At 32.7% G+C, this 25,391-nt stretch carries 26 protein-coding genes; 12 read left to right on the top strand and 14 right to left on the bottom strand.

Features of this window, described 5'->3' with window-relative positions:
- Nucleotides 1-118: 118 nt before the first annotated feature.
- From ABD816_RS20625 to ABD816_RS20600, 6 genes are all read right to left on the bottom strand, one after another.
- Complete coding sequence (locus tag ABD816_RS20625) at nucleotides 119-1,282, bottom strand: sigma-54-dependent transcriptional regulator (RefSeq protein ID WP_344930655.1); 1,164 nt, start codon at nucleotides 1,280-1,282, stop codon at nucleotides 119-121.
- 77 nt (nucleotides 1,283-1,359) lie between these two features.
- On the bottom strand, nucleotides 1,360-2,286 hold the full coding sequence (locus ABD816_RS20620) for a mechanosensitive ion channel family protein (protein ID WP_344930653.1): 927 nt from the start codon (nucleotides 2,284-2,286) through the stop codon (nucleotides 1,360-1,362).
- 1 nt (nucleotide 2,287) lies between these two features.
- On the bottom strand, nucleotides 2,288-3,520 hold the full coding sequence (locus tag ABD816_RS20615; RefSeq protein ID WP_344930651.1) for an ABC transporter permease: 1,233 nt from the start codon (nucleotides 3,518-3,520) through the stop codon (nucleotides 2,288-2,290).
- A 58-nt stretch (nucleotides 3,521-3,578) separates the two neighbouring features.
- On the bottom strand, nucleotides 3,579-4,508 hold the full coding sequence (locus ABD816_RS20610) for an ABC transporter ATP-binding protein (protein ID WP_344930650.1): 930 nt from the start codon (nucleotides 4,506-4,508) through the stop codon (nucleotides 3,579-3,581).
- A gap of 235 nt (nucleotides 4,509-4,743) precedes the next feature.
- Nucleotides 4,744-5,868 carry a molecular chaperone DnaJ gene (gene dnaJ / locus ABD816_RS20605; protein WP_344930649.1) on the bottom strand — a complete coding sequence of 375 codons (1,125 nt, stop codon included), beginning with the start codon at nucleotides 5,866-5,868 and terminating at the stop codon, nucleotides 4,744-4,746.
- Nucleotides 5,869-5,874: 6 nt separating this feature from the next.
- The gene (locus tag ABD816_RS20600; RefSeq protein WP_344930648.1) at nucleotides 5,875-6,429 is read right to left on the bottom strand and encodes a nucleotide exchange factor GrpE; all 555 of its coding nucleotides are present in this window, start codon (nucleotides 6,427-6,429) and stop codon (nucleotides 5,875-5,877) included.
- 163 nt (nucleotides 6,430-6,592) lie between these two features.
- Here ABD816_RS20600 and ABD816_RS20595 point away from each other — a divergent pair, with 163 nt between their 5' ends.
- On the top strand, nucleotides 6,593-7,264 hold the full coding sequence (locus tag ABD816_RS20595) for a YceI family protein (protein ID WP_344930647.1): 672 nt from the start codon (nucleotides 6,593-6,595) through the stop codon (nucleotides 7,262-7,264).
- Between the two features lie 73 nt (nucleotides 7,265-7,337).
- On the opposite strand, the gene ABD816_RS20590 is transcribed toward ABD816_RS20595, so the two are convergent.
- The 3 genes from ABD816_RS20590 to ABD816_RS20580 all read right to left on the bottom strand — a co-directional run bounded on the left by ABD816_RS20590 (nucleotide 7,338) and on the right by ABD816_RS20580 (nucleotide 9,515).
- A complete protein-coding gene (locus tag ABD816_RS20590; RefSeq protein WP_344930646.1) occupies nucleotides 7,338-8,243 on the bottom strand; it encodes a TIGR01777 family oxidoreductase in 906 nt (301 codons plus the stop codon).
- Between the two features lie 63 nt (nucleotides 8,244-8,306).
- The gene (gene mnmC2, locus ABD816_RS20585; protein WP_344930644.1) at nucleotides 8,307-9,005 is read right to left on the bottom strand and encodes a tRNA (5-methylaminomethyl-2-thiouridine)(34)-methyltransferase MnmC2; all 699 of its coding nucleotides are present in this window, start codon (nucleotides 9,003-9,005) and stop codon (nucleotides 8,307-8,309) included.
- Between the two features lie 3 nt (nucleotides 9,006-9,008).
- The gene (locus ABD816_RS20580) at nucleotides 9,009-9,515 is read right to left on the bottom strand and encodes a DUF4920 domain-containing protein (protein WP_344930643.1); all 507 of its coding nucleotides are present in this window, start codon (nucleotides 9,513-9,515) and stop codon (nucleotides 9,009-9,011) included.
- Between the two features lie 110 nt (nucleotides 9,516-9,625).
- On the opposite strand from ABD816_RS20580, the gene ABD816_RS20575 reads away from it, so the two are divergent.
- Nucleotides 9,626-10,693, top strand: coding sequence for a branched-chain amino acid aminotransferase (locus tag ABD816_RS20575; protein ID WP_344930641.1), 1,068 nt, complete (start codon nucleotides 9,626-9,628; stop codon nucleotides 10,691-10,693).
- A 544-nt stretch (nucleotides 10,694-11,237) separates the two neighbouring features.
- Here ABD816_RS20575 and ABD816_RS20570 read toward each other — a convergent pair.
- On the bottom strand, nucleotides 11,238-11,624 hold the full coding sequence (locus ABD816_RS20570) for a pyrophosphohydrolase domain-containing protein (RefSeq protein ID WP_344930639.1): 387 nt from the start codon (nucleotides 11,622-11,624) through the stop codon (nucleotides 11,238-11,240).
- A 44-nt stretch (nucleotides 11,625-11,668) separates the two neighbouring features.
- Between ABD816_RS20570 and ABD816_RS20565 the strand changes: the two genes are divergently transcribed.
- The 5 genes from ABD816_RS20565 (at nucleotide 11,669) to ABD816_RS20545 (ending at nucleotide 15,908) form a co-directional block, all read left to right on the top strand.
- Entirely contained in the window at nucleotides 11,669-11,857 is a 189-nt protein-coding gene (locus ABD816_RS20565; protein WP_344930638.1) for a hypothetical protein, read from the top strand.
- Between the two features lie 184 nt (nucleotides 11,858-12,041).
- Nucleotides 12,042-12,497, top strand: a complete 456-nt coding sequence (locus ABD816_RS20560; protein ID WP_344930637.1) for a hypothetical protein — start codon at nucleotides 12,042-12,044, stop codon at nucleotides 12,495-12,497.
- Nucleotides 12,498-12,706: 209 nt separating this feature from the next.
- A complete protein-coding gene (locus ABD816_RS20555; RefSeq protein WP_344930636.1) occupies nucleotides 12,707-14,308 on the top strand; it encodes a tetratricopeptide repeat-containing sensor histidine kinase in 1,602 nt (533 codons plus the stop codon).
- Nucleotides 14,305-14,931 carry a response regulator transcription factor gene (locus tag ABD816_RS20550; RefSeq protein WP_344930635.1) on the top strand — a complete coding sequence of 209 codons (627 nt, stop codon included), beginning with the start codon at nucleotides 14,305-14,307 and terminating at the stop codon, nucleotides 14,929-14,931. The genes ABD816_RS20555 and ABD816_RS20550 overlap by 4 nt, the downstream gene beginning before the upstream one ends.
- Before the next feature lie 110 nt (nucleotides 14,932-15,041).
- Entirely contained in the window at nucleotides 15,042-15,908 is an 867-nt protein-coding gene (locus ABD816_RS20545) for a hypothetical protein (protein ID WP_344930634.1), read from the top strand.
- A gap of 221 nt (nucleotides 15,909-16,129) precedes the next feature.
- Here the strand turns inward: ABD816_RS20545 and ABD816_RS20540 are convergent, their stop codons facing one another.
- Both ABD816_RS20540 and ABD816_RS20535 read right to left on the bottom strand, forming a co-directional pair.
- Complete coding sequence (locus ABD816_RS20540; protein ID WP_344930632.1) at nucleotides 16,130-16,501, bottom strand: hypothetical protein; 372 nt, start codon at nucleotides 16,499-16,501, stop codon at nucleotides 16,130-16,132.
- Between the two features lie 66 nt (nucleotides 16,502-16,567).
- The gene (locus tag ABD816_RS20535) at nucleotides 16,568-18,634 is read right to left on the bottom strand and encodes a dipeptidyl-peptidase 3 family protein (RefSeq protein WP_344930631.1); all 2,067 of its coding nucleotides are present in this window, start codon (nucleotides 18,632-18,634) and stop codon (nucleotides 16,568-16,570) included.
- Between the two features lie 230 nt (nucleotides 18,635-18,864).
- Here ABD816_RS20535 and ABD816_RS20530 point away from each other — a divergent pair, with 230 nt between their 5' ends.
- The 4 genes from ABD816_RS20530 (at nucleotide 18,865) to ABD816_RS20515 (ending at nucleotide 22,232) form a co-directional block, all read left to right on the top strand.
- Nucleotides 18,865-19,914, top strand: a complete 1,050-nt coding sequence (locus tag ABD816_RS20530) for an SRPBCC family protein (RefSeq protein ID WP_344930629.1) — start codon at nucleotides 18,865-18,867, stop codon at nucleotides 19,912-19,914.
- Nucleotides 19,915-19,982: 68 nt separating this feature from the next.
- On the top strand, nucleotides 19,983-20,348 hold the full coding sequence (gene crcB, locus ABD816_RS20525) for a fluoride efflux transporter CrcB (RefSeq protein WP_344930627.1): 366 nt from the start codon (nucleotides 19,983-19,985) through the stop codon (nucleotides 20,346-20,348).
- Between the two features lie 118 nt (nucleotides 20,349-20,466).
- A complete protein-coding gene (locus ABD816_RS20520) occupies nucleotides 20,467-20,805 on the top strand; it encodes a P-II family nitrogen regulator (protein ID WP_344930625.1) in 339 nt (112 codons plus the stop codon).
- A 317-nt stretch (nucleotides 20,806-21,122) separates the two neighbouring features.
- Nucleotides 21,123-22,232, top strand: a complete 1,110-nt coding sequence (locus tag ABD816_RS20515; protein WP_344930623.1) for a porin — start codon at nucleotides 21,123-21,125, stop codon at nucleotides 22,230-22,232.
- A gap of 156 nt (nucleotides 22,233-22,388) precedes the next feature.
- On the opposite strand, the gene ABD816_RS20510 is transcribed toward ABD816_RS20515, so the two are convergent.
- Together ABD816_RS20510 and ABD816_RS20505 are read right to left on the bottom strand one after the other, a co-directional pair.
- Entirely contained in the window at nucleotides 22,389-23,105 is a 717-nt protein-coding gene (locus ABD816_RS20510; protein WP_344930622.1) for a hypothetical protein, read from the bottom strand.
- A gap of 107 nt (nucleotides 23,106-23,212) precedes the next feature.
- Entirely contained in the window at nucleotides 23,213-23,830 is a 618-nt protein-coding gene (locus ABD816_RS20505; protein ID WP_344930620.1) for a DUF1684 domain-containing protein, read from the bottom strand.
- Between the two features lie 182 nt (nucleotides 23,831-24,012).
- Between ABD816_RS20505 and ABD816_RS20500 the strand changes: the two genes are divergently transcribed.
- Nucleotides 24,013-25,215, top strand: coding sequence for an MDR family MFS transporter (locus tag ABD816_RS20500; RefSeq protein WP_344930618.1), 1,203 nt, complete (start codon nucleotides 24,013-24,015; stop codon nucleotides 25,213-25,215).
- Nucleotides 25,216-25,391: the final 176 nt, after the last annotated feature.

Below are 25,391 nucleotides of genomic sequence, written 5' to 3'. Positions count from 1 at the left end.
CACATAAAGGATTTGTCGGATCTTACCATTTCAAATTACATAAGATAAAAATGTAATCACAAATACATTGCCTGTAATACAAGTCATAATTCGGGTATATCTATCAAAAAAAGCCAGGCTATTTGGACGCAAACAAAGTAACATCTTCTTCGCTCACTTCTTTACCACCCAGGATAATCAATCTTTCTATAACATTTCTTAATTCTCTGATATTACCTGTCCAGTCATATTGCTGAAGTTTCTTAATCGCTTTATCAGAAAATTTCTTTATCGGAGAACCTTGCTCCGTAGATATTTTCTTACTAAAATAATCTACTAACAATGGGATATCGTCTCTTCTATCATTTAATGCAGGAACCTTAACTAAAATAACGGCAAGTCTATGGTATAAATCCTCCCTAAACCTTTTCTCTGCTATCTCTTTCTTAAGGTCTTTATTGGTAGCTGCTACTATTCTCACATCTACCTTAATATCTTTATCGCTTCCTACACGTTGTATTTTATTTTCCTGTAATGCTCTTAATACTTTTGCTTGTGCTGAAAGACTCATGTCTCCTATTTCATCAAGAAATATAACACCTCCATTGGCAGCTTCAAATTTACCAGCACGATCTTTATTTGCAGAGGTAAAAGCTCCTTTTACATGACCAAAAAGTTCACTTTCTATTAATTCTCCGGGAATTGCCGCACAATTCACCTCGATCATTGGTGCATTAGAGCGATCACTTTTTTCGTGGATCCAGTGTGCTACTAACTCTTTACCTGTGCCATTAGGACCAGTAATAAGAACTCTGGCATCCGTCATTGCTACTTTTTCTATTATATCCTTTATATTAGTAATAGCTTCTGATTGCCCTATCATCTCATAGTTTTTAGATACTTTTTTCTTTAGCATCTTATTTTCTACTACAAGTTCTTTACGATCTAATGCATTACGGACGGTATTTAACAAACGATTTAGATCTGGTGGTTTAGATATATAATCAAACGCACCTAATCGCATTGTATTTACCGCAGTATCCAGATCTCCGTGACCCGAGATCATGATCATTGGAATTTCTGGTTTGATTTTTTTAACAGCTTCTAATACTTCAACTCCATCCATCTTAGGCATTTTAATATCACAGAGTACAAGATCATAATCTTCATTTTTGATCTTTTCGATTCCCATCAATCCATCTTCTGCTTCGAACACCTGATACTTATCACTTTCTTCTGATAATATCTTTACCAATACCCTTCTGATTGCCGCCTCGTCTTCTATTACTAGTATTCTTGCCATTATATTTTTTTGTTTATTTTCACTTCAACATTTAATTTAATATGTATTCCTCATTATTAAAAGTTATCTCAATTATCTTATTCTAAACTTTCTTCTTCCTTAACTACATCAGGAGAATCCTTAACTATAGTAACCACTCGCTGAGGAAATGGAATACTGATATTATGTGCTCTGAATAATCTATCTATTTCAAAACGTATCTCGCTTTTAGGGTGCGCAGACTGAAAGCTATCATTAATTGTAAAGACAAGTTTAAAATTTAATGAATTATCTCCAAAATCAACAAAAAGCACAGTAGGTTCAGGAGCATCTAATACCCTGTCATTTACTGTTGCTGCTTTTAATAATAATTCTTTCACTACTTTGGTATCGCTTCCATAGGCTACCCCTACCGTAACAGATTCTCTTGTAACAGAACCGTTTTGAGTCCAATTATATAGAGTTGAAGTAAGATATTTATGGTTAGGAATTATCAATACTTTATTATCAATAGTTACCGCTCTGGTCGTTCTTAATTTAATCTCCTCCACTCTACCTACTTTATCCTCTAACTCGATGATATCTCCCACATGTACTGTTTGATCAATAAAGATAAAGATTCCAGAAATAATATCCTGAATTAAGGTTTGCAATGCGAGACCAACACCTACTAATAATGCTGCTGATGCTGCAAATACAGCAGTAATGTTAAGACCAATACTATCTAATGCTATCAATATAATAATGATATACACAAAATATTTTACAAAAGAGAAAACGGAGATAAATTTTACTTTATTCTCCTCGGGAAGTTTTCTGGTGACAATTCTTCTTATCAACTTAAGAATAACAGATGTTAATAAGAATAATACTATGACAAAAAGTAACAACCCTACAGTGAGAATGATACTATGATCTTTAGACCCAAAACTGAAGATTTCATATCCTAAAAACTCCTTGATTGCTCCCCAAACATCTTCTTTTATAATCTCTTCTACTTGTTCTGCAATCTCTTCCTGAATCATGTTAATATTTTAACCATTTTAATAACTCTTTGTAGCTTGGCTTTTTACCATACATCAAAATTCCTATTCGATATATTTTACCAGCAAACCACACCATAAAGATAAGACTTCCTACCAATAAACCTATTGATACAATTATTTGCCACCACGGAACACCAAAGGGTATTCTCATTAACATTACAATTGGTGATGTTAATGGAATCATAGAAAATGTGACTGCAACTACTCCGTGTGGATCTTCTAAAACCGAAAAGAAACCAACATATACGCCTAACATTAATGGCAATAAAATAGGCAGCATAAACTGTTGAGAATCTGTTTCACTATCTACTGCTGCTCCAATAGCAGCATAAATAGCACTATACAAAAAATAACCACAGATAAAATATATAAAAAAGAAAATCACTAAGGTACCTAATGGTAATTTTAAGATATCCTGTACAAGTAATTGTATTTCTTGAGGATTACTTTCTTGTAATAATATAGAAGAATCAACTCCGGATGGTTCTGGTGTTATTCCGAAAAACACATTAGCTGTAATGAGTAACCCCAACCCAAAAATCACCCAAATAATAAATTGAAGAATTCCCGCAAAAGAAGTTCCTAAAATTTTACCCATCATCAATTCCATAGGCTTTACTGATGATATTATGATTTCTATGATACGATTTGTTTTTTCCTCTATTACAGAACGCATGACCATATTACCATAAATAATAACAAACATCATAAGCAGATACCCTGCTGCACCGCCAAAAGCCATTTTTATAAGATGTTGGTATTTTGATGTTTTCTCTCCTGAGAAATTCTCTACCTGTATGCGTACCTCTGCTATAGCATCTTCAATTGCAGCTACATCCAACCCTTGTTTTTTATAATTTTGAACTGTCAGTTTATCTGCAATACGTTTTTCTAAGGAATTAAGCACCGAAAAATCAGGTGCTTCTTCTGCATAAAATTGAATGGATTCTGTTGATTCTTTATGAGAGGCTTTTTTAGGAATATATAATAATCCATATAAATTTTTGGTCAATGTAGAGTCTTTTGCTTCTTCTAATGTTAAATCGGTGTAGTTAATATATTTTACTTCTTCTGAATTTCTAAAATTCAGAAAAAAAGATCCTGTTTCATCAATAAAGGCTATTTGTTTTGGACCATCACTATTTACAGATGTTAACCAAGAAATTAGAGCAATCATTCCCACTGCAAACAAAGGACCTAGAAATGTCATCATTATAAAAGTCTTATTGCGAATACGCGCTATAAATTCGCGATACATAATCAATCGTAATTTACTCATTATCTGTAATAGTATTAATAAAAATTTCATTTACACTAGGAATCACCTCATTAAAACGAACTACTTGTGCATTACTTGTCAAATAAGATAGTAACTCATTCGAAGAAACATTTTTATCTAATGAAATTTTTAATTTTAATTGATCATCTATTGTTTTAAAATCAGCAGGTACCACACTAAATTTATCTTGTAAACTTTGTAGAATTGTATTATTATCCTCAGTTATCAAACCTACTTCAAAAGTATTGGATTTATATGCTCTTTTAATATCAGTAACTTTCCCTTCTAATATTTTATTAGATTTATGAATAAGTGCCATGTGATCACATAGTTCTTCTACACTTTCCATTCTATGTGTAGAGAAAATGATAGTGGCTCCCTCATCACGTAATTGGAGAATTTCATCCTTTATTACATTTGCATTTATTGGGTCAAATCCGCTAAAAGGTTCATCAAAAATCAGTAATTTAGGACGGTGAAGTACAGTAACGACAAACTGTACTTTCTGTGCCATTCCTTTAGAAAGTTCTTGTATTTTTTTGTTCCACCAATGAGAAATATCAAACTTATCGAACCAGTATGTAAGTCGTTCTTTTGCTTCTTTTTTGGATAATCCTTTTAATTGAGCCAGATATAATGCTTGTTCTCCCACCTTCATAGACTTGTACAACCCTCTTTCTTCTGGTAAATAACCAATATCTTTAATATGAATGGGCTCTAAAGGGGCTCCATCGAGTAGGACTTCACCAGCATCCGGCAGCGTAATTTGATTAACAATCCTTATCAATGTGGTCTTCCCGGCACCATTAGGACCTAGCAGACCAAAAATACTACCTTTAGGAACGGCTATAGAAACATTATTTAAAGCAGTAAAGTCGCCAAACTTTTTTGTTGCACTCCTTACCTCTAATAGATTACTCATATTTTATTTTTATTCAGACTATTAGGTGAATTAAAATATACGATACCCAATAAACAACTCATTACATTAAAAAAACAAAACCCACCCTGAATACAAGTATTAAGGATGGGAAAAAATTGCTATGAAAAAGAAAAATATCACTAATTATATTAGTGATGTATCAAATATACGAATTTTTCTTAATCAAAAGTGAGTAACTTTAAGTCATTAGTAATATGTTTATGACTTGAGTGGTCTAAGAAAACATATCTTTTACTTTCTCAAAAAACGATTTATCCTTACTATCCGGACTTGGTTTAAAATGATCATCCATTGCCATTTTTTCAAAAAACTCTTTTTGTTCTTTGTTTAATGTTTTTGGTGTCCATACATTCACATGTACTAATAAATCTCCTTTACCATAACCATTGATACTAGGAATACCTTTTCCTCTTAATCTTAAAGTTTTACCACTTTGAACTCCTTCTTCTATTTTGATTCGTACTTTTCCTGATACGGTTTCGATCTCTTTTGATGTACCTAATGCTGCTTCAGAAAAACTAATATAAAGATCATAATGAAGATTATCGCCTTCTCTTTGTAAATCAGCATGTTCCAATTCTTCTATAGCAACAATAAGATCGCCTGCAATACCATTACCCGGTGCCTCATTACCTCTACCCGATACTTTAAGTTGCATACCATCTTCAACCCCAGCTGGAATTTTAATACTTACTGTTTCCTCAGAAACTTTTAATCCCTGACCATCTGCGCCAGATGGTTTATGATCTATCATTTGTCCTGCCCCGTTACACGTAGGACAAGTAGAAGCTGTTTGCATCCTGCCAAGAATGGTATTCGTTATTCTTGTGACCTGACCAGCTCCGTTACAGGCTGAACAAGTTTTATAAGTAGTTCCAGGCGCCTGGATCTTACGTTTTACCTTTACTTTTTTCTCTACTCCTTCAGCAATTTCTTCTAAGGTAAGCTTGACACGTATTCTTAGGTTACTCCCCTTAGCACGACGTTGTCTTCCGCCACCACCGCCAAAACCACCAAAGCCGCCACCGCCGCCGCCAAAGATATCACCAAACTGACTGAATATGTCATCCATATTCATTCCGCCACCGCCGAAGCCACCGCCGCCAAAGCCACCTCCCTCAAAAGCCTGATGACCGTATTGATCATACTGTGACTTTTTTGTTGGATCACTTAATACTTCATAAGCTTCTGCTGCTTTTTTAAATTTTTCTTCTGCAGTCGTATCTCCCGGGTTTTTATCCGGATGATATTCTATTGCTTTTTTGCGATATGCTTTCTTTATCTCTGTTTCTGTAGCATTTTTATTAACGCCCAATATTTCATAAAAATCTTCCTTCATATTTTTCTATTGACCGGTTACTACTTTTGGAAAACGAATTACTTTATCTCCTAATTTATACCCTTTCTCTATAACATCTACAATCTTTCCTTTCAGTTCATCACTAGGAGCAGGAATCTGAGTAATCGCTTCATGATCATCCGCATTAAAAGAATCGCCCGCATTTACTTCTACCTCTACCAATCCTTTACTTTTTAAAGTTTCCTTTAATTTGTTATGGATCAGTTCTACACCCTTGATTAAATCCTTATCATCTGATTTTTCAATTTCTTTCATCGCGCGGTCAAAATCATCAATCACTGGTAACATCGATTGTAAAACATCCTGACTTGCTGTCTTAAATAACTCGATTCGCTCTCTAGAAGTTCGTTTTTTATAATTTTCAAACTCAGCAAAAAGACGTAAGAATTTATCTTTTTCCTTTTCTAAATCATTTTTTAACTGTGTTTCTACATCAACATTCTCTGTCTCTGTTTTTGTTTCAGTCTCTTCTATAGTTGCATCAAGTACCTCTTCTACCTGATCCTTTACATCTTCTGTATTTTTATTTTTCTTATTCATGTAACTAGTACCTTTTATAAGTTCTTTTTTTTCCAAGGTGCAAAAGTACTGCCATTTTTAAATAAATGCCATAATGTCACAGGAATAATTTAATATATATTTAAGAATTTTCATTTTATAAAAAAATAATTTTGATCACAGTAAACTAAAAACTAAAAGTATTATGAAAACTAAATTAACAAACCTCTTTATCGCAACTACCCTAATTATAAGTGGAGTTTCTTGTAAAGGTGAGAAAAAGAATGAAGCAGAAGCGGCTCCGGCAGAAGAAGTTATAGAAGCACCTGCTGCAGCAATAAATTTTACAGTAGATACGACCGCTAGTATGATTGAATGGACTGGAAAAAAGCCTACAGGAGAACACACAGGAACTATTAAATTAATGGATGGTTCTGTAAACACACAAGATGGAAAAATCCAGAGTGGATCTTTTGTAATAGATATGACTTCTATTAACGTAACAGACTTAGAAGGAGATAAAAAAGCGGGTCTTGAGGGGCATCTTAAAGGAGAAGGAGAAGAGAAAAAAGATCATTTTTTTAATGTAGCAGAACATCCTAAAGCTACTTTTGAGCTTACTGGAATAGTAGAAAAAGAAGGTAAAACCATGATTGAAGGAAATCTAACAATCAAAGGAATTAAGAAAAATATTTCTTTTCCTGCCACTTCTTCTGTAGAAGGTGATATGATGACATTAACCAGTGAGGTATTTACAATTAACCGAACTGATTGGGGAGTAAATTATGGTTCTAAATCTGTTTTTGAAAACTTAGGAGATAAGTTTATTAATGATGATATTGAATTAAAAGTAAATCTGAAAGCTAATAAAGCATAATTGGTATTACCTAAGTTACTTTAAAAGAGGTTATCTTATCAGGTAATCTCTTTTTATTTATTGTAATAAGTTCTTACGCCAGAAGATCTTCTAGCGCTGGCACTATACTATCATATTTAAATTGAAATCCTTCCTCTGTAATTTTATCACTTGATACGCGCTGACTGGAAAAAAGAAGTACATGCATATCTCCTAATACGAGTTTCATAACAAACCTGGGGACATTAGGCAACCATATTTTCTTTCCTATAACTTCTGCAGTGGTTGATGTAAGTTTTTCATTTGAAACCGGATTGGGTGCTACTCCATTAAAAATACCTGACAATTTTTTGTTCACCACAAATAAAAATAAGTGTGCAAGATCTTCGACGTGTATCCAACTTTGCCATTGTTTACCGCTACCAAAAGCTGCACCAACACCGTACCGAATCGGTTTTGCTATCTTAGGAAACGCGCCTCCTTCTTTAGCCAACACCAGCCCTATTCTAATAGCACTTACTTTTATATTGAGTTCATTAAAAGCAAAAACAGCAGCTTCCCATTTTTTTACTACTTCTCCCAGAAAGTTTGGATTTTTTTCTTCTGCATCTTCTTTATAATAATTAGTTAGAGAATCCGGATAAATTCCAATAGCACTTGCGGATACTATATGATGAACAGTATGTTTGATTTTTCTAAGAGTAGTAAAGATTAGATGAGCGGTATCTACCCTACTATTTATTATTTCTTTTTTATGTTCTGTAGTCCATCTTTGTGCTACCGAGGCTCCTACTAAATTTATAATTACTTCTACCCCTTTAAAACAATCAAGATCAATTTCACCTTTTTTAGGATTCCATAAGTATCCTTTATAATCAGGCTCAGATATTATTTTGTCAGTACTGGTGGTAAGATAGTGCACTGCTATACTTGATTGACGGCATATGCGCACAATCTCCTGACCTATCAGTCCGGTGGCGCCCGTAATTAAAATTTTCATAGTTGATGGATGTATTAATGAATAACAAAGTACTACCAAGTTCGAACAAAACCTATAGCTTTATTATAGGTTTAACACTCCTTTTGTTGCTCTCAGCATTTCTCGTTTACCCGGAGGTCCCGGGAGTCTCTCTACTGTAAAACCAACTTCCTGCATCGCTCGCCGCACGCTTCCCTTTGCTGAATAGGTAACTAAAACCCCGTAGTTTTTTAGGGCATCATACATTTTCTGAAAGATCGCTACTGTCCACAAATCAGGTTGTACTCTAGCTCCAAAAGCATCAAAATAAATTAAATCAAAACGATCTCTGTCTTCTATATCTTTAAAAAATTGCTTTCGCTTTGTTAGCAAAAAAGATGGAGAAACTTCTACAGGTTGCTCCCACACCACCTTATGTAATGTATCAAACACCTGTTTACAAACACCTTCATTTAATATATTCCCATAATTAAGTTGTGCCACCTCTTCTGATGGTACAGGATACGCCTCTACTCCTACATAATCAATATTTTGAATCATTTCCTGACCTTTTAAATAAGTGACAAACGCATTTAAACCTGTTCCAAAACCAATTTCCAGAATACTGATTTTTGAAAAGTTTTTTGAATTTAAAATATGCTCCAATCCACTTCTAATAAATACATGATTCGCCTCATTAACAGCTCCATGTTTAGAATGATATTGTTCATTCAATGCAGGAAAATGAATGGTGGTGGAACCGTCTGAAGTTGTTATAATCTCTCTTTGTAATTTTTCTTGCATTATTTATTTCTTTATTAAAACTCCATCAGCTACAAGAGAATAGGTCATCTTTGGTACTGTAATCGCAGCGATTTCATCCTCAGTTTTCCCTGCATCCTCAGCCAGATGTTTTAAATCAGCTATAGAAGTTTCAGAAACAAATGCTTTTCCTTGTACAATTACGGTATCTTTTTTTAAATCCATAGGGACGAAAAAACCATATGCTTTAAATCTAACTGTTGCTTCTTCTGTATCAGTAAGCGCTATCTTCATCCAGCATCCTTTAACCTCACATACATCCTGAACTGTACTTAAGAAAGTAGTATAGACTGTATCGCCTTCTTTTAACCCTTTATAAATTTCTGTGATAGATTTTTGGTCATAAATGGTGTCAGAAGACACCTTAGCTCCAAAACTATTATAATCTTTTAAAACTAAGTCTCCGGTAGAAAAATAGGTTGTTTCTTTTTGTACCGAGTTACAACTCAAAATACTTGAAAATACTACAATAAAAAGAATGATTTTTTTCATTATACATTATTATTTATGATCTTTTGCAATTTAACTATTTTTAAAATTCTTAATTTACCAGAAAAGGGTATTTTTGTTATAGATATTAACAATAATTAAAAAAGATATCGATGAGAAATGCAATTCGACAAGCAGTTGACATCACTAAAGTAAGTGAGTCAAAAATTGGCCAGGTAGATTTTAACAACTTAAACTTCGGTAAAGTGTTTACTGATCATATGTTTGTCTGCGATTATGTCAATGGCGAATGGCAAACTCCAAAGATAGTTCCTTATGGTCCTCTTACTCTAGATCCATCTGCTCGTGTATTTCATTATGGACAGGCTGTTTTTGAAGGCATGAAAGCTTATAAAGATGATCATGGCGATACTTTTTTATTCAGACCTGATGAAAATTTTAAACGTATTAATAAATCATCTGAAAGATTAGCGATGCCAGAATTTCCTGAATCCTATTTTTTTGATGGACTAAACACCTTATTAGAATTAGAAAATGATTGGATTAAACCAGGATTTGGAAATTCATTATACATACGACCATTTTCTATTGCTACACAGGCAAGTGTATCTGCATCTGAAGCTGATGAATATAAGTTTATGATTATTTGTTCTCCTGCTCAGTCTTATTATAGTGGTGATGTAAGTGTTTTAATTGCTGAAGAGTTTAGTCGTTCTGCTAATGGTGGTATAGGTTATGCAAAAGCTGCAGGTAACTATGCAGCACAATTCTATCCTACAAATTTAGCAAAAAAACAAGGTTATCAACAGATTATATGGACGGATGCAGATACGCATCAATATATAGAAGAAGCTGGGACGATGAATCTTTTCTTTAGGGTTAATGATACATTATTAACGGCTCCTATCAGTGATAGAATTCTGGATGGTGTTACACGTAAAAGTTTAATCACTATTGCAGAAAAAGAAGGTATTCATGTAGATGTAAGACCTATAAAAGTTAGTGAGATTGTAGATGCTGCAACTAATGGTAGTCTCAAAGAGATATTTGGTGCTGGCACCGCAGCTGTAGTTAGCCCTATAAAAGCTTTTGGATATAAAGGAGAACACTATGAGCTTACTCCACAAGAAAATTCTTATGCTGCACATTTCAAAAAAGCACTGCTTGATATTCAATATAACAAAGTAGAAGACCCTTTTGGATGGAGAGTAAAAGTGTAAATTAGTATTGAATAGAAATTTGAAATACGTAATTTGAAATATTAAAAACTCCGAAAAATTGCTTTTCGGAGTTTTTTGTTTATTTGTAATACATTAGTTTGTCTTTAATGTGTATTGGGTATTGAAGTATTCTGTTTAAAATCTCTTGAGAAACATCCTCTTCCAACCTCTCCTTCTGATGCTACTTGTATATTTACAATTTAAATTACTTGATTATACGTGAAACATCCCTCTAAATCTCCCTTCTAAGGGAGACTTTTTTTACATCCTCTCCTTCTGACACCACTTGTGTGTACAAATATAAATTACCTGATTAAACGTGAAACATCCCTCTAAATCTCTCTTCTAAGGGATACTTTTTTACATCCTCTCCTTCTGATGCTACTGTATGCATGCAAATATAAATTATTTGATTAAACGTGAAACATCCCTCTAAATTTCCCTTCTAAGAGAGACTTTTTTACATCCTCTCCTTTGCAGGAGAGGAGCTAGAAACTAGGCTTTACTAAAAATTGAAAATAACAATATCATACAACTAATTAATTTATCGATCCAGGATTTCTTTAATATTTGGCTTAAAATAATTGGGACCTTTTAGCACTTTACCATCTTCGCGGTAAATTGGTTTTCCATCTGCTCCCAGTTTACTCATATTACTGCGCTGAATTTCATTAAATACCTCTTCTATTTTATGTTGCATCCCATGCTCGATAATAGTTCCACACAAAATGTATAGCATGTCACCTAGGGCATCTGCTACTTCTACCAGATCATTATTCTGTGCAGCTTCCAGATATTCTTCATTTTCCTCTTTCATCAGATTAAAACGAAGCGTGTTTTTAGCTTTTCCCAGATCTGCGATCGGTTTACTTTTATATCCTATTTGAAATGCAGTATGAAATTCTTGTACGGCAGCAATTTTATCTTTCATGAATCTTTTTTTATAGTTTATCTTTGCCGTAAAAATAAGGATTTATGTTTAGTACCGGACAGTTGATATTTGCAGTTTTTTTTGTCATAGCTTTTATTATATTAATGATTTTCAGCTATCGTAAAGACCTAAAACTTCATCGCAAATATTATAAAGGTAGTATCTTTATTCTGGTTGGTTTTATTATCTTTATTTTGTTGCTTTTTGGGCTAAAAACATATTTGCACCCTTAAGACCAAATACACCCCTAGTTTTCAATCACATACACCCCGTTCTAGTCAACCTTATCAGGTAATGACCTTAGATTTCTTTTTGATTTTATTATCTAAAAAGAGAAAATACCCTGTATTGGGTAGGGAATGATGTGGTTTTTTTAAAGAGATTTGGAGTGTAACTAAATAACAAAATATATATTTTATGGAAAATAAAACACGAGAACGAGAACAAAAACAAAGGTGCGAAATAAAAATTAACGGAAATGGATATCAATTAATCTTTAAAGATGATTATGTTTCATTAAAAGCTAGATTTTACTGGGAAAACAATGAGATTATTAAAGGAGATTTCAAACTAACAAACCATAGACGCCAGAATGGAAATAGATTTAAACTTCATAAAGTATTTTTTTGTAAAGAATTTCAAAGACTAGAAGCTTTCATATCCCATCATTCTCTTAATGAAACGAAAAAGCATAAACTTTATGATGAATACATCAAAGGGTTTTATCCAAAGACAGCAGAAGAAAACCAACTAAATGATATTAATTTTTTACTTACTATCTCTTTGGAACCTATTACCATTATTAATGAGATAAAAGAGTGTAATAGGGATAAACCCAAAGATAAAGACGGAAGTATAATTGTAGGTATTTAATGAAACTATTAAAATACATAAACCTTTATCCATTACCAGTAATATTTTTAATTACTGGTTTTTGCTTTGCACAAAGTCATACATTTGATGAAGTCAAGTTACAACTTGATAAATCTCAATTGGATTCAGCTTATATTTATTTAAAAAAAACAAAGCCTGTGTCGAATAAATTTCAAACTGGTTTATATCATTATTATTCAGGAATAATAATGAAAAAGAAAGATGAACATGATGAAGGTTTTAAGGAATTACTTTCTGCAAAAAAATATTTCAAATCTATAGATAGCTTAGAATATGTGGCTGATACCAATTACGAAATCTATGAGCTATTAACACATCAGAAACATTTAGTAATTAATTCCACACCTTTTTTAGATGAGTATATTGACTATGCTAGCAAAAGTCAAAAACCATTATTTTTGGCTAGAGCCAACTCTAAAATTGCCGATATCCATTCTGATATAAACGATTTAAAAAACACCCTTTACTTTTATAGAAAATCAGTATATGAATTACAAAAAATTAATGATTCTCTAAGAATAGCTTTAATAGAAATGAATATTGGTACCGCTTTTAATACTATTGAAAAAAATACCGATTCTGCTTTTTATTATTTCAAAAAAACATTGCCCGTATTTAAGAAACTTAATTTACCACAATTCATTTCCATAAATTATAATAATCAAGCTAGAACCTACGAAACAGCTGGTGATTATGCCACGGCAATTTCTTATTACCAAAAAACAAATAATATTAATTTACAAGAATATGACATCAAAACAAGAGTCGTTTATTATGAAAACCAACTTAATGCGTATAAAAAAGTTCAAGATTTCGAAAAAGCTTTTATATATGCACAGAAACTAATCCAAATAAAAGACTCTATAGACAACCAAGCCCAAAACAAAGCTATTGTTGAAGCCGAAAATAAATATCGCGCAGCAGAAAAGGAAAAAGAGAACCTACAACTTAAAAATGATAACCTAGAAATACAATCCCAAAGAATCCAGAACAGAAACCTACTCATCGGTGCTTTATTACTATTATTTTTTGGGGCAATCACTGCTTTTTTAATTCATAAAAACACTAAACGTAAACAACGTATTGCAGAACAAGAACGGGAAATCGAAATCCAAAAAACAGAAAAACTACTTAAAGAACAAGAACTAACTGCAATTGATGCTATGATCTCCGGACAGGAAAAAGAACGACAGCGTATTGCAAATGATTTACACGATAATCTGGGAAGTTCTCTTGCCACCGTAAAACTGCATTTTGATCATTTAAAAAATAATAAGAATAATCCCAAAATAGAAAATATAGAAGAATTATATATAAAAACAGATAATTTGCTTAACGAAGCGTATCAAAAAGTACGTGCCATCGCCCACGAAAAGAATAGCGGTGTGATGGCTAATCAAGGACTACTACCCGCTATTAAAAATCTGGCAAAAAAAGTATCGAACAGAAATGGCACGGGTCTCCATATCGAAATACAAGAGTATGGGCTGGATGAGCGATTGGATAACGCCTTAGAGATTTCTATTTTTAGAATCATTCAGGAATTAATTACAAATACAATTAAACATGCACATGCTACTGAGATCAATATTTCATTAACCAATCACGACGCTCTATTGAATATCATTGTAGAAGATAATGGAAAAGGATTTGACGCTACCATCTTACCAGAAAAGGATGGTATGGGATTAAAAAGTATTGAAAAACGCATAGAGCATCTGGAAGGCACTTTTGAAATTGATACTACTATAGGAAAAGGAACTAACATCATCATAAATATACCCATATGATTACCGTAGCCATTGCAGAAGATCATCAATCTCTTATTGATGGTGTAGAACTACTGCTTAGATATGAAGAGGAGATTCGTATTATCGGTATGGCTAATGATGGAGAAGAATTACTATACCTCGTAAGAAGAAAACAGCCCAAAGTAGTTTTAATGGATATCAGGATGCCAAAAATCGATGGTATTGCTGCTACAAAAATTATCAAAAAAGAACTACCGCATATCAAGATCATTGCATTCTCTATGTTTGATCAGGAAGATGCTGTACGCCAAATGATCGCTGCCGGGGCAGAAGGATATCTGGTAAAAAACTCTCCGTTGGAAGAGGTACTAAAAGCGATTTATGAGGTAATGAAAGGAAATACCTATTACGATGCGACTATCGATCCTTCTTTTTTTTCTGGAAATACGGCACAACAAATAAAAAAACAGGTATTATCAAAAAGCGAACGCGAAATCCTAACCTTTATCGGTCAAGGAAAAACTACTTCAGAAATTGCAGCGATTCGTTTTAATTCTGTTTCTACCATAGAAACACATCGTAAAAACATTATCCGTAAACTAGGACTTAAAGGCAAAGGCGAATTACTTCGGTATGCAATTGAAAAAAAATATGATTTCTAAACGCTAAAACTTACTTAGTATTGATATGAAAATACCCGCTTATGGGTATTTTTTTGTGCTTGATTCTAAGGTAATTTTGAAGTGTACTAACAACAAAAATCTTAGAAATTATGAGAACATTCAACCTAGTTATTTTATTTCTGTTATTCTTCTTTTATTCTTTTTCCAATACGGCGAAAGGCGGAAATGAGAATACTATTTTAAAAGTAGATCTATCTCAAAACGTTTTAACCGAAGAACAAACCTTACCAAAAGGTAACTATGAATTAAAAATATTTAGTAACTTTAATTGTAATGAATATATAATTACTTCATCATTCAAAATTACAAATCAGGTTAATGAACCTTTAGACACTTCCTTACTAAATCAAACATCCAATGATTCTAAAGACATTAGTATTAAAAAATCTTGTATATATTCAGGCACTAAAAAATTTGAAATAAAAAAAAGAACTGTTGCAGAACTCGTTATTACTGCTAAAAAAATTACTGATGGCACTACTAAAGTCTACACCAGAAAATACGAATCCATTATCAGTAATAAATGGATTACCTCCATAGGAATCTCTGCTATTTCTTTACTAAATAGCGATACCTACAAAACTCAAGTCACAGAAGATGGAATAAAAATAGTAAGAGATGGCAGTCAAACAATACTTCAACCCATTCCTATGCTACAGTTCTCATATATTAATTTAGAGAAAGATGTTTGTCTTGGCTATATGGGAGGAATAGGAATTGATATAGATGAACTTTCGGTTTTTGCCGGAGGAACGTTTTATGTAGGCCACAATCTTTTTTTGTCCGCCGGACTAGCATTTCATCAACAATTGAGACTCGAAAATCAGTATACTGAAAACGATATTGTGTCTGCAGAAATATCAGCAGCAGACTTAAATGAAAAATATTATCGAATCAATCCTTTTGTGTCATTAACCTTTAGAATGGATAAGAATATCTTTAAAAACGACAACTGATCCTATTATTTTAAAAGATTTACATGGACAAAAGATTATTAGTAATGAAGACACCCTGACCACGTTGGATATAGCTAATCGTGATTTTTTTAAAGAGGAGTATCTCCCCTCAATCGCGATTAAACTGATTTATAAAATTCTTTAAAAATCAAAAACACCTAAAAATTAAAAGCCTCCAGAAAACATCAATTTCCGGAGGCTTTTTGTAATGTTTGATTTCTCTACAGACAAAAATTCAATATTCCTAGTATCCCGGACACTAAAGCTCCAATTCCTATTGGGATGGCAAAAGCTTTTAGAATATTAGAAACTCTGACCAGAATATCTCCAATACCCGGAACCGATTTTAAAGCTACACCCAATAAGACTAATCCTGCCAGAATTGCTGCAAGATCCATCAGAAAACAACCGGGTATCAAAACATATAAGGCTCCCATTATTGATAGTATACTACCAATAATTGCCTGAAATCCAGATAAAAAATTTGTTAATTTACCAACAGAATCATACTTAGTAAATACTGATTGCGCAAGCAACAACCCACCGGCAATCTTTGCCAGATCAAAAATCAAATAAAATAATCCGTTATTCATAGTTGCTTTTTAATATTCTACCCAATACAGATAGATTGATCAGGATTTATTTTTCTTACATTATTTTTAATTCACTTCTGGTAAAAAGCTGTATTCCTTTGCATACGATAACATCTGAGCAACAAAGCTTTCTGGTTGCGTTACTTTAATTGCCGTGATCTCTCCATCATCATTCTTTTCTGCAACTAGTACAGGGTTCACAAACCCGCTATAGGGAGCAGAGGTAAACTGCTCATTTCTTTTTAACACTTCTGCATGGATATCCTGATCTACTTTTACACCATATCCCTCTACTAATGCTTCTACAGCAGTATAATCACCTTCTGATTTTATTCGTTGTGTCTCCTTAAGTAATTCTCCAAATAAGTCATGCAATTTTTCATAATCATTGATATTATAGTACGTTTTTCCTTCTCTTGTTATCTTTTCGATCACATTATCAGCTTTACCTTTCTCAAAAACCCATGCAGAAACCCATTGTCTGTTACGCATATGAGCTTCTTCTACATTATCTCCCAGATTCAATCTAATAAGTTGTGTTAGCAAACCGTTACGAATATATCCGTCATATGCTGCCATTCCAACCTTTTTCCAGTCTTCTACTAAGCCTAATTCTTGTAATTTTGGATGATACAGATAATACAAGCCTACTAAATCCGCACGACCTTCTTCTAGGGTTGATGCATAATTTTTTAGTGTCTCTTTAGTCTCTCCTACACCTGGATTTAATTTACCAGAAGCATGACCAATTACCTCGTGCAATGCGGTATGCAATTTATCTGCTAACTGTCCATATTTTTCTTCTAGTTCAAACTCCTCCGAGTCATTAACAAATTCTTTTAGTCTTCCGGAGCTTCCAGCATTATTATAAGCATTTATAATATTCCCTAAAGAAACTGATTTACTCCCCACTGCTGCACGAATCCAGTTAGCATTAGGCAAATTCACTCCAATAGGTGTGCTCGGTGAAGCATCACCAGCTTCTCCTGCAACAGAAACTACTTTATAAGTAACTCCTACTACTTTTTCTTTTTTGTGAGCATCCATTAATGGTGAATTATCTTCAAACCATTGTGCATTTTTTGATAATACTTCCATTTTCTTAGACATATCAAAATCTTTAATCTGTACAATAGTTTCATAAGACCCTCTATACCCTAATGGATCATTGTATACTTCTATAAAACTGTTGATGTAATCAATATTACCCTCTGTAGCAGCAGTCCATGCCACATTATAATCGTCCCAGGTTTGTAAATCTCCTGTTTTATAATATTGAATTAGTAATCCCAATGCATCACCTTGTGCTTTATTTTCTGCAACTCCCTGAGCTTTTTCTAACCATTTGATAATTTCATCGATCGCAGTACCGTATAATCCGCCGGATTTATAGACCCGTTCTTTGATCACTCCATTTTCTTTAATTAACTGAGAATTTAACCCATATGACAAAGGCTTATCAGGATCAGGTGATTTCATTTTACCGTAAAAGGAGGTTACATCTTTATTTGTAACTCCCGGTCCATAAAAATTTACCGCTGACAATGCGACATTGTCTACACCCTTTGCCTGGTTTACCTTTTTTACATCTTTTTCATTAAAAATAATATCAAGTGCCTCTTTAGATAATGTTGTTTTTGTTTCCTTTAAAAGCGTCTCTAAATAAGCAACGTCAAACGATGGCTTAAGCTTATCATTACTATAATGATGATGAATTCCATTAGAGAACCATACTCTTTTTAGATAAGTTTCAAAAGCTTTCCAATCGGTTGTGGTTTTATCCCCGGCATATGTAGTATATATGTTCTCTAAAGCTTTGCGAATTGTCAAATTGTATCGATAATTCTGGTCCCACATAATATCACGGCCGCTTAATCCTGCTTGTGTAAGATAATATACCAGTTTTTGCTCTTTTAAAGTAAGCTTATCCCATCCAGGAATTTGATATCTTAGTATTTTTAGATCTGCTACTTGTTCTACTACATAATCAAATGTATCTTCATTGGTTTCTGCAGTTTCTTCAACCTGCTCCTCCTGTTGTTGATTAATTTGATCCTGAACTGAAGGATTCTTTTTACACCCAATTAGCATAACACTTGCTATTGCAATGGGAAATAGATACTTAGTTTTCATTAGTTTGAGTTTAATTTATTGAGTTTTTAATTGTCTCTATTGTTAAAATGAGAGCTATTAAATAGTTAATTTTAAAAACAAATGTAGTAAAATGAAAATAGCTGCATTTTGTATTTTCAATTAAAAAAAAAGACTAAAAAACTTAAATTGATTTTTTAGAATATATAATGAGTAAAATACACATTAAAAATTGAGTATATTAGCCTTATTAACGACCAAAACTAACAAACATGAAAATTATAAAATATTTATTCTTTATACTATTAATAGTTATTATTGGAGGCGCTGTATTTATTGCCACCAAAGATGGAGAAATCAGAGTAGAAGAAAGTAAAGTAATTGAAGCTCCGGATGAACTATTATTTAAGATTGTCAATGAATTTAAAACCTGGGAAAAATGGGGTCCATGGATGGATGAATCTGAGGATATGATTATGAAGTACCCTAGTAACACCAGTGGTGATGGCGCATCTTATAGCTGGACTAGTGAAACACAACCTGATGGCAGTATGAAAACGATACAATCAATTCCTTTTGCCAGTATTAATCAAAAGCTAACCATGCTGATACCTGTAGTGGGAGAAACTAATAGTGATGTATTCTGGAAATTCGAAAAATTAGAAGGAAAAAAGACAAAAGTAACCTGGGGAATGAAAGGTGAACAGGGTTTTATGGAAAAGATGTTCTGGATGACAAAAGATAGTACGGCTTCAGAGAGTATTGCTCCCATGTATCAAAGAGGACTGGAAAAACTAGATCTTTTTGTACAAGAGAAAATGAAAGAATACACAATCCATGTAGATGGACTAACAGAACACGGAGGTGGGTTTTATATGTATAATGCTACTGCTTCTTCTATAGCAGCTATTCCAGAAAAAATGTCACAAATGCTTCCTATTGTTAATGCGTATATCAAACAAAACAATCTACCACAGACAGGAATGCCTTTTACTTTATTCAATGAATTTAATGAAGAATTAGGAACTGCCATTTATTCTGTAGGAGTACCTGTTAGGGAACGCGTAATTACTCCTGTAGAAAGTGGAGTATTATGTGACTTTTTACCGAGACAAAAAGCTGTTAAAACTACCTTAAAAGGAGAATACTCCAATCTGAAAGAAGCATGGATGGCAGGCTATGAATACCTTGCAAAAAATGGTTTAGAAGCTGATCCAGCCTCTCCACCTTTTGAAGTATATAAATCAGGACCCGATTTGCAACCAAATCCTGCAGAATGGATTACAGAAATTTATATCCCAGTACTAAAAACAGTGGAATAATTTATATAGACCCTAAAAATCCTAAAAGCTACTGTTATCTTATTATTTTTATTAAAAAGTAATTAAAAATGAAACAAATTCTCTTGGTATTTATTGGTGGTGGCACAGGAAGTGTAGGCAGATATCTTATTAGTAAGTTTCTTAACAATCCTACTAGCGGAATCCCCTATGGTACTTTTATCGCTAACATCTTAGGAAGTTTTATTATAGGAATCATTTTAGGATTAGCTCTAAAAAACACTATTCTTTCACAAAATACGGTGCTACTATTAGCCACTGGGTTTTGTGGAGGATTTACTACCTTCTCTACCTTTGCTTATGAAAATCATATGCTATTGAAAACAGGCGATATTACGAGCTTTTTCATTTATACAATTGCCTCTTTTATTACTGGATTCCTTTTAGTATTTTTAGGAATGTGGTTAGTGCGGTAAAAGCAAAACCTATGTGATTTAGGTAAAATAACAGCGAAGAATGTTATATGAGTATTTAAAAAATATAGAATATAAGTGATGAACTTATAATGATTTTAACAAATAACACAAAAAGTACATGAAAAAAATAGAAGCAATTATACGCAAATCAAGATTCAATGCCGTGAAGGATGCATTGCATGATATAGAAGTTAATTTTTTCACTTACTGGGATGTAACAGGGGTTGGGAACGAGAAAAAAGGACATGTCTATAGAGGTATTACCTATAGCACATCGGATATTCAACGTAGATATTTATCCCTGGTAGTTTCGGATGAATTTGAACAAAATACTATTCAAGCTATTCTTGAAGCTGCAAAAACCGGGGAAGTTGGTGATGGCAAAATTTTTGTGTCAGATATACAAAATACCTATAGAATCAGAACAGGAGAACATGGTAGTCAGGCGTTAAACTAGTCGGGAGAAGCACCAATAAAAAAGACTTTTTCTTTAAAGAAAAAGTCTTTTTTATTGGTTTTTATTATATTAAAATAACTAATCAATAGTATCATTTTTTAATAAAATGAATGATAAAATGCATTAAAACTCAAATAACCTAGTTAAAGATTCTTAAAAAAATATCAAATAAACGTCAATGTTTGATTTTTTAGGGGTATAAACTAAAAAAAACATAAAAATTTAAGAACTAACCCCTTTTTCTATTGGGATAACATTGTTTTAACATAATTTTACATTTTTAATTCAAACAAAATTAACACCAATTAATTTTTATTATGAAAACAAATACCATAACAACACTTTTTAAAAAAGTATGCCTGATCGCATTAGCATTTATTAGCTTTACTGCGGTTGCTCAGGATGAGGAAGAAAAAAAATGGTTTGATAACTTTTCTGTCAACGGATCTGTAGATGGTTATTTTAGGGCTAACCTTACTGGACCTAATAAGGCTGCAGATGGAGAATTTTTAGCACCTTCAACTTCTTTTGCTAATCAAAATGGTTTTTCTTTAGGTATGGCTAATGTAATTTTAGGCTATGAAGGAGAAAAAGTAGGTTTTGTAGCAGATCTTGTATATGGACCGAGAGGAGCGGATGCCGTATTTAATTCTGAGGGATCAGCAAATATCATTAATCAAATGTATGTTTACTGGAATGTAAGTGAAAAAGTTACATTAACGATGGGTAACTTTAATACCTATTTAGGATATGAAGTGATTTCTCCTACTGGAAACTTTAACTACTCTACTTCTTATATGTTTTCTTATGGACCTTTTTCTCATACTGGTTTAAAAGCTGATTTTGCTATTAACGATGAATGGTCTGCAATGGTAGCTGTTATGAATCCAACAGATTACACTGAAAACAATCCATTTGATACTTACATAGTAGGGGCACAATTAGGGTATGCTGTAGATAATGGTAGTGCTTACTTGAATTTCAGATATGGAAACGAAGGAGTTCCTGGAGAAGTAGGTCCAACTTTCCAAGCTGATTTAACTACGGGTTGGGATCTTTCTGAAGATTTTTATTTAGGAATTAACGGAACGTACTTATCAACAGAACCACAAGAAGACGGAGATTCTTTTGGTTTTTATGGTGTTGCATTATACCCACAGTATAAAACATCTGAGAGTTTTACTTTAGGATTAAGAGGAGAATATTTTGCTGAATACTCTGGTGGAGTTGATGCTTTAGATGTAGATGATGAAGGTGACGGTTCTGTATTTGCTGCTACTTTAACAGGAAGCTATGCAGTAGGTGATCTTACTTTTAAACCAGAATTAAGATTAGACTCTACATCTGAAGACTCTTTTGAAGATGGTGATTTTGAGCCTACGGATAGTCTTATCTCTTTTACGCTAGGTGCAATCTATAAATTTTAATATATTATTATTTAATATATTGTTTGTTCAAAGTTGAGACCGTCTTTACAGACGGTCTTTTTATTTTAAATCTAATTAATTTTACATTAAAAAATTCAAACTTTACCCATATGAGTTAGTTATAATATATTTACAAAATTCTTTAATATAGCTTATCTAATATACAGGAATAGCAAACCTGATTTTAGTTACAGAAACAAATGAATTATCCCTTCCAATTTCTGACAGATCAAATCTGGTTACAGTTTGACTCGAAGATTGAGGATTCTCAAACTGCATATATCTTGAAATATTACGACCTTTAAGCACGAAATAATATTTCATTAATGCATATGAATTATTGTAAAGCTCCATATAAGAAACTTTCTTATACAAATCGGTTTGACACCCATTATCAATTGGAGTAACTCCATATTCACACCTAGCTGTTTGTAATGAAACAGTTCTAAATTCTGGATTAGATGCATTCAGATAAAAATCAATTCTAGGACCAAAATTATAACTCAAGTCATACAAAGTTACTCTTGAATTGGGTTCAGGAATTTGATTATTGGATAATGTTTTTAGAGAGCGTAACTCTTCTTGCTCTTCCAAGGTAGAAATTCTCAAAACTTCAGAGCCATCATTTATAATAACTGTATCATCTGAACTCAACATTATATTTTCAAACTCTATCAAATCATCATTTTCGATATACTCCTTTTGTAAAATATTATATTCTAAAGTAATTTTTCTTCCATCAGAAAGCAAATAAATTTCTTCCCTAATTGAATTATTATCAGTCTCTAAATTTTCTATTCCATCATTACTACAAGATAAAATTAAAATTAAGCTTAAAAATAAAATTGAATACTTACATAAATAATTTTTCATAATTTCAAGTTTTAAAAGTTATTATTTTAAATACTTCTAAAGTAAATAAAAAAAGAACATCGAATTATGAAAAACGGGGAATTTAACTTTAAATTAATCCATTGAGGCTACTTATTTTCCTCTTTCACTTTATATTTTTTAACCCCTACCGGGATATCAATATCAAGATGATTTTCTTCTGGTGGTATTGGACAGGAATATCGATCATTATAAGAACAATATGGATTATAAGCAGTATTAAAATCAATAATGATTTTTTTGCCTTCTGGAATAGTAAGATCAATATAACGACCACCTTCATAAGTCGTTACCCCATTAGTGGTATCTGTAAAAGGTAAAAAAAGATAGGCCTCATATTCAGGTTGCGTTTTTAATCCTTGATTTTGGTAAATATTTACAACCCACTCTTTTTCCTGAAGCATAAAATGTGCTTCACCATACTTAACATATAAAGGCTCTCGCTCCGTAGTCGTTTTCATAATGAATGGAGTTTCATAAGGTGTTCTTACAAAAGTTGCCTCTACACTAAATGAAGTATCAATATCAAAAAAATCAAGCCCTTTAAAAATGGCTAAGTCTTTGGATGTCAGCGGCGATTCTTCTTCAGAAGCAAATTTGCGATTAAGTTCTGCCTGAAATGTTAATGCTTTTTCAACATTTATGGTTTCCTGAGAGTATATCGTAACACCAATGAATAATATGAACAGAAAAGATAATTTATACACGAGTCCCCTTATTTTTTGCAAAAATACAAACCATTAGTAACAAACAAGTTAATATTCTCTAAAATTGTATATCAAATTTAGACAAAAAGCTATTTTTACCAGTTATACTGTGATTATTTTATATTGACTTTACTGGATTTAAAAAATAATTAGTAGCAACCGATCAATAACCAACCCATACATTGAAAAATCTTATACAAAACTATTTACGTACTTTTTCGGGTTTATCGAGAGAAGTGTGGTGGTTAGCACTCATTACATTAATCAATAGAATGGGAGCTATGGTAATACCATTTTTATCCCTATATCTCTCTGACAACTTATCTTTTTCTCTAAAAGAAATTGGTTGGGTGATGACAAGTTATGGATTAGGTTCATTACTGGGCGCTTGGGCTGGTGGCAAATTATGTGATAAACTTGGTTATTACAAAGTGATTTTAGGCTCCTTATTTTTTACTGGAATCTCCTTTTTTATTGTTCAGAATTTTTCTGAATTCTGGAGTATCTGTTTTGGTTTTTTTATATTAATCGCTATTGCAGATACAGCACGTCCGGCTTTTTTTGTTGCCCTAAGTGCTTATAGTAAGCCAGAAAACAAAACAAGATCACTTACCTTAATAAGGTTAGCCATTAATCTCGGCTTTTCTATGGGACCAGCTGTAGGTGGTTTAATAATCGCGTCCATAGGATATGCCGGATTGTTTTGGGTAGATGGAATCACTTGCGTTATAGCTGGCTTTATTATGATCAGAACCTTACATCCTAAAAAAGCAAAAATACTCGATAAAGAAATTGTCATAGACTCACCAGTTCCACCGCATCGTGACAGTTCCTATATATTATTTTTAATAGCACTTATATTATTTGGATTCATTTTTGTTCAGTATTTTTCTACTATACCATTGTATTATAAACAAATTCATCAACTCCCAGAAGAAACGATAGGGCTCATACTTGCCTTAAATGGTGCATTAATTTTTATTTTTGAAATGCCTTTGATTACCTATCTAGAATCCACCTCTTTGTCAAAAATAAGTACTGTAATATATGGTATGATTCTTACTGGTTGCAGCTTTATTATATTAACCCTTACTCCATGGGCAGGCATACTTATATTAGGAATGGTTATCGCAACATTAGGCGAAATGATAGCTTTCCCGTTTGGTAACGCTTTTGCTTTAGAGCGTTCTAAAAAAGGTAAACAGGGAGCCTACATGGGACTTTATAGTATGTCTTTTTCTGTTGCTCATATTCTAGGACACAACTCCGGTATGCAACTCATAGAAAATTATGGATATACTAATAGTTGGATATTTATGACCATTATTGCTATTGTAGGAACAGTTTTATTGGTAATTGTAAAACGGAAAGTCGCTAAAGAATGATAAAACTTATCCCTGCAATTATTCCCCGGGTAATATTTAGGTATATATGAAGAGGCTGTCTAAAAAGGCAGTCTTTTTTTTGTATAAAATTTCGGTTATTTGTAAATTTAGATTATGAGTCGCAAAGTAATCTTCAAGACTTACGATCAAGATCAGTTAAGTCTTTTACCACCTAG

Origin of the sequence: Aquimarina addita, from assembly GCF_039539305.1 — a bacterium.
GTDB classification, from domain to species: Bacteria; Bacteroidota; Bacteroidia; order Flavobacteriales; family Flavobacteriaceae; genus Aquimarina; species Aquimarina addita.
The sequence above is the reverse complement of the archived record's forward strand: the minus strand, read 5'-3'. Positions and strand labels throughout refer to the sequence as shown.

What these genes read in the sequence shown, in the direction of transcription:
- ABD816_RS20570 (WP_344930639.1), bottom strand. Translation starts at nt 11,624, where the DNA reads ATGAAAGATAAAATTGCTGCCGTACAAGAATTTCATACTGCATTTCAA.
- ABD816_RS20530 (WP_344930629.1), top strand. Translation starts at nt 18,865, where the DNA reads ATGAAAATTATAAAATATTTATTCTTTATACTATTAATAGTTATTATT.
- ABD816_RS20565 (WP_344930638.1), top strand. Translation starts at nt 11,669, where the DNA reads ATGTTTAGTACCGGACAGTTGATATTTGCAGTTTTTTTTGTCATAGCT.
- ABD816_RS20580 (WP_344930643.1), bottom strand. Translation starts at nt 9,515, where the DNA reads ATGAAAAAAATCATTCTTTTTATTGTAGTATTTTCAAGTATTTTGAGT.
- ABD816_RS20555 (WP_344930636.1), top strand. Translation starts at nt 12,707, where the DNA reads ATGAAAAAGAAAGATGAACATGATGAAGGTTTTAAGGAATTACTTTCT.
- ABD816_RS20620 (WP_344930653.1), bottom strand. Translation starts at nt 2,286, where the DNA reads ATGATTCAGGAAGAGATTGCAGAACAAGTAGAAGAGATTATAAAAGAA.
- ABD816_RS20520 (WP_344930625.1), top strand. Translation starts at nt 20,467, where the DNA reads ATGAAAAAAATAGAAGCAATTATACGCAAATCAAGATTCAATGCCGTG.
- mnmC2 (WP_344930644.1), bottom strand. Translation starts at nt 9,005, where the DNA reads ATGCAAGAAAAATTACAAAGAGAGATTATAACAACTTCAGACGGTTCC.
- ABD816_RS20545 (WP_344930634.1), top strand. Translation starts at nt 15,042, where the DNA reads ATGAGAACATTCAACCTAGTTATTTTATTTCTGTTATTCTTCTTTTAT.
- ABD816_RS20510 (WP_344930622.1), bottom strand. Translation starts at nt 23,105, where the DNA reads ATGAAAAATTATTTATGTAAGTATTCAATTTTATTTTTAAGCTTAATT.
- ABD816_RS20515 (WP_344930623.1), top strand. Translation starts at nt 21,123, where the DNA reads ATGAAAACAAATACCATAACAACACTTTTTAAAAAAGTATGCCTGATC.
- ABD816_RS20615 (WP_344930651.1), bottom strand. Translation starts at nt 3,520, where the DNA reads ATGATGACATTTCTAGGTCCTTTGTTTGCAGTGGGAATGATTGCTCTA.
- dnaJ (WP_344930649.1), bottom strand. Translation starts at nt 5,868, where the DNA reads ATGAAGGAAGATTTTTATGAAATATTGGGCGTTAATAAAAATGCTACA.
- ABD816_RS20600 (WP_344930648.1), bottom strand. Translation starts at nt 6,429, where the DNA reads ATGAATAAGAAAAATAAAAATACAGAAGATGTAAAGGATCAGGTAGAA.
- ABD816_RS20575 (WP_344930641.1), top strand. Translation starts at nt 9,626, where the DNA reads ATGAGAAATGCAATTCGACAAGCAGTTGACATCACTAAAGTAAGTGAG.
- ABD816_RS20540 (WP_344930632.1), bottom strand. Translation starts at nt 16,501, where the DNA reads ATGAATAACGGATTATTTTATTTGATTTTTGATCTGGCAAAGATTGCC.
- ABD816_RS20625 (WP_344930655.1), bottom strand. Translation starts at nt 1,282, where the DNA reads ATGGCAAGAATACTAGTAATAGAAGACGAGGCGGCAATCAGAAGGGTA.
- ABD816_RS20535 (WP_344930631.1), bottom strand. Translation starts at nt 18,634, where the DNA reads ATGAAAACTAAGTATCTATTTCCCATTGCAATAGCAAGTGTTATGCTA.
- ABD816_RS20550 (WP_344930635.1), top strand. Translation starts at nt 14,305, where the DNA reads ATGATTACCGTAGCCATTGCAGAAGATCATCAATCTCTTATTGATGGT.
- crcB (WP_344930627.1), top strand. Translation starts at nt 19,983, where the DNA reads ATGAAACAAATTCTCTTGGTATTTATTGGTGGTGGCACAGGAAGTGTA.
- ABD816_RS20560 (WP_344930637.1), top strand. Translation starts at nt 12,042, where the DNA reads ATGGAAAATAAAACACGAGAACGAGAACAAAAACAAAGGTGCGAAATA.
- ABD816_RS20595 (WP_344930647.1), top strand. Translation starts at nt 6,593, where the DNA reads ATGAAAACTAAATTAACAAACCTCTTTATCGCAACTACCCTAATTATA.
- ABD816_RS20590 (WP_344930646.1), bottom strand. Translation starts at nt 8,243, where the DNA reads ATGAAAATTTTAATTACGGGCGCCACCGGACTGATAGGTCAGGAGATT.
- ABD816_RS20610 (WP_344930650.1), bottom strand. Translation starts at nt 4,508, where the DNA reads ATGAGTAATCTATTAGAGGTAAGGAGTGCAACAAAAAAGTTTGGCGAC.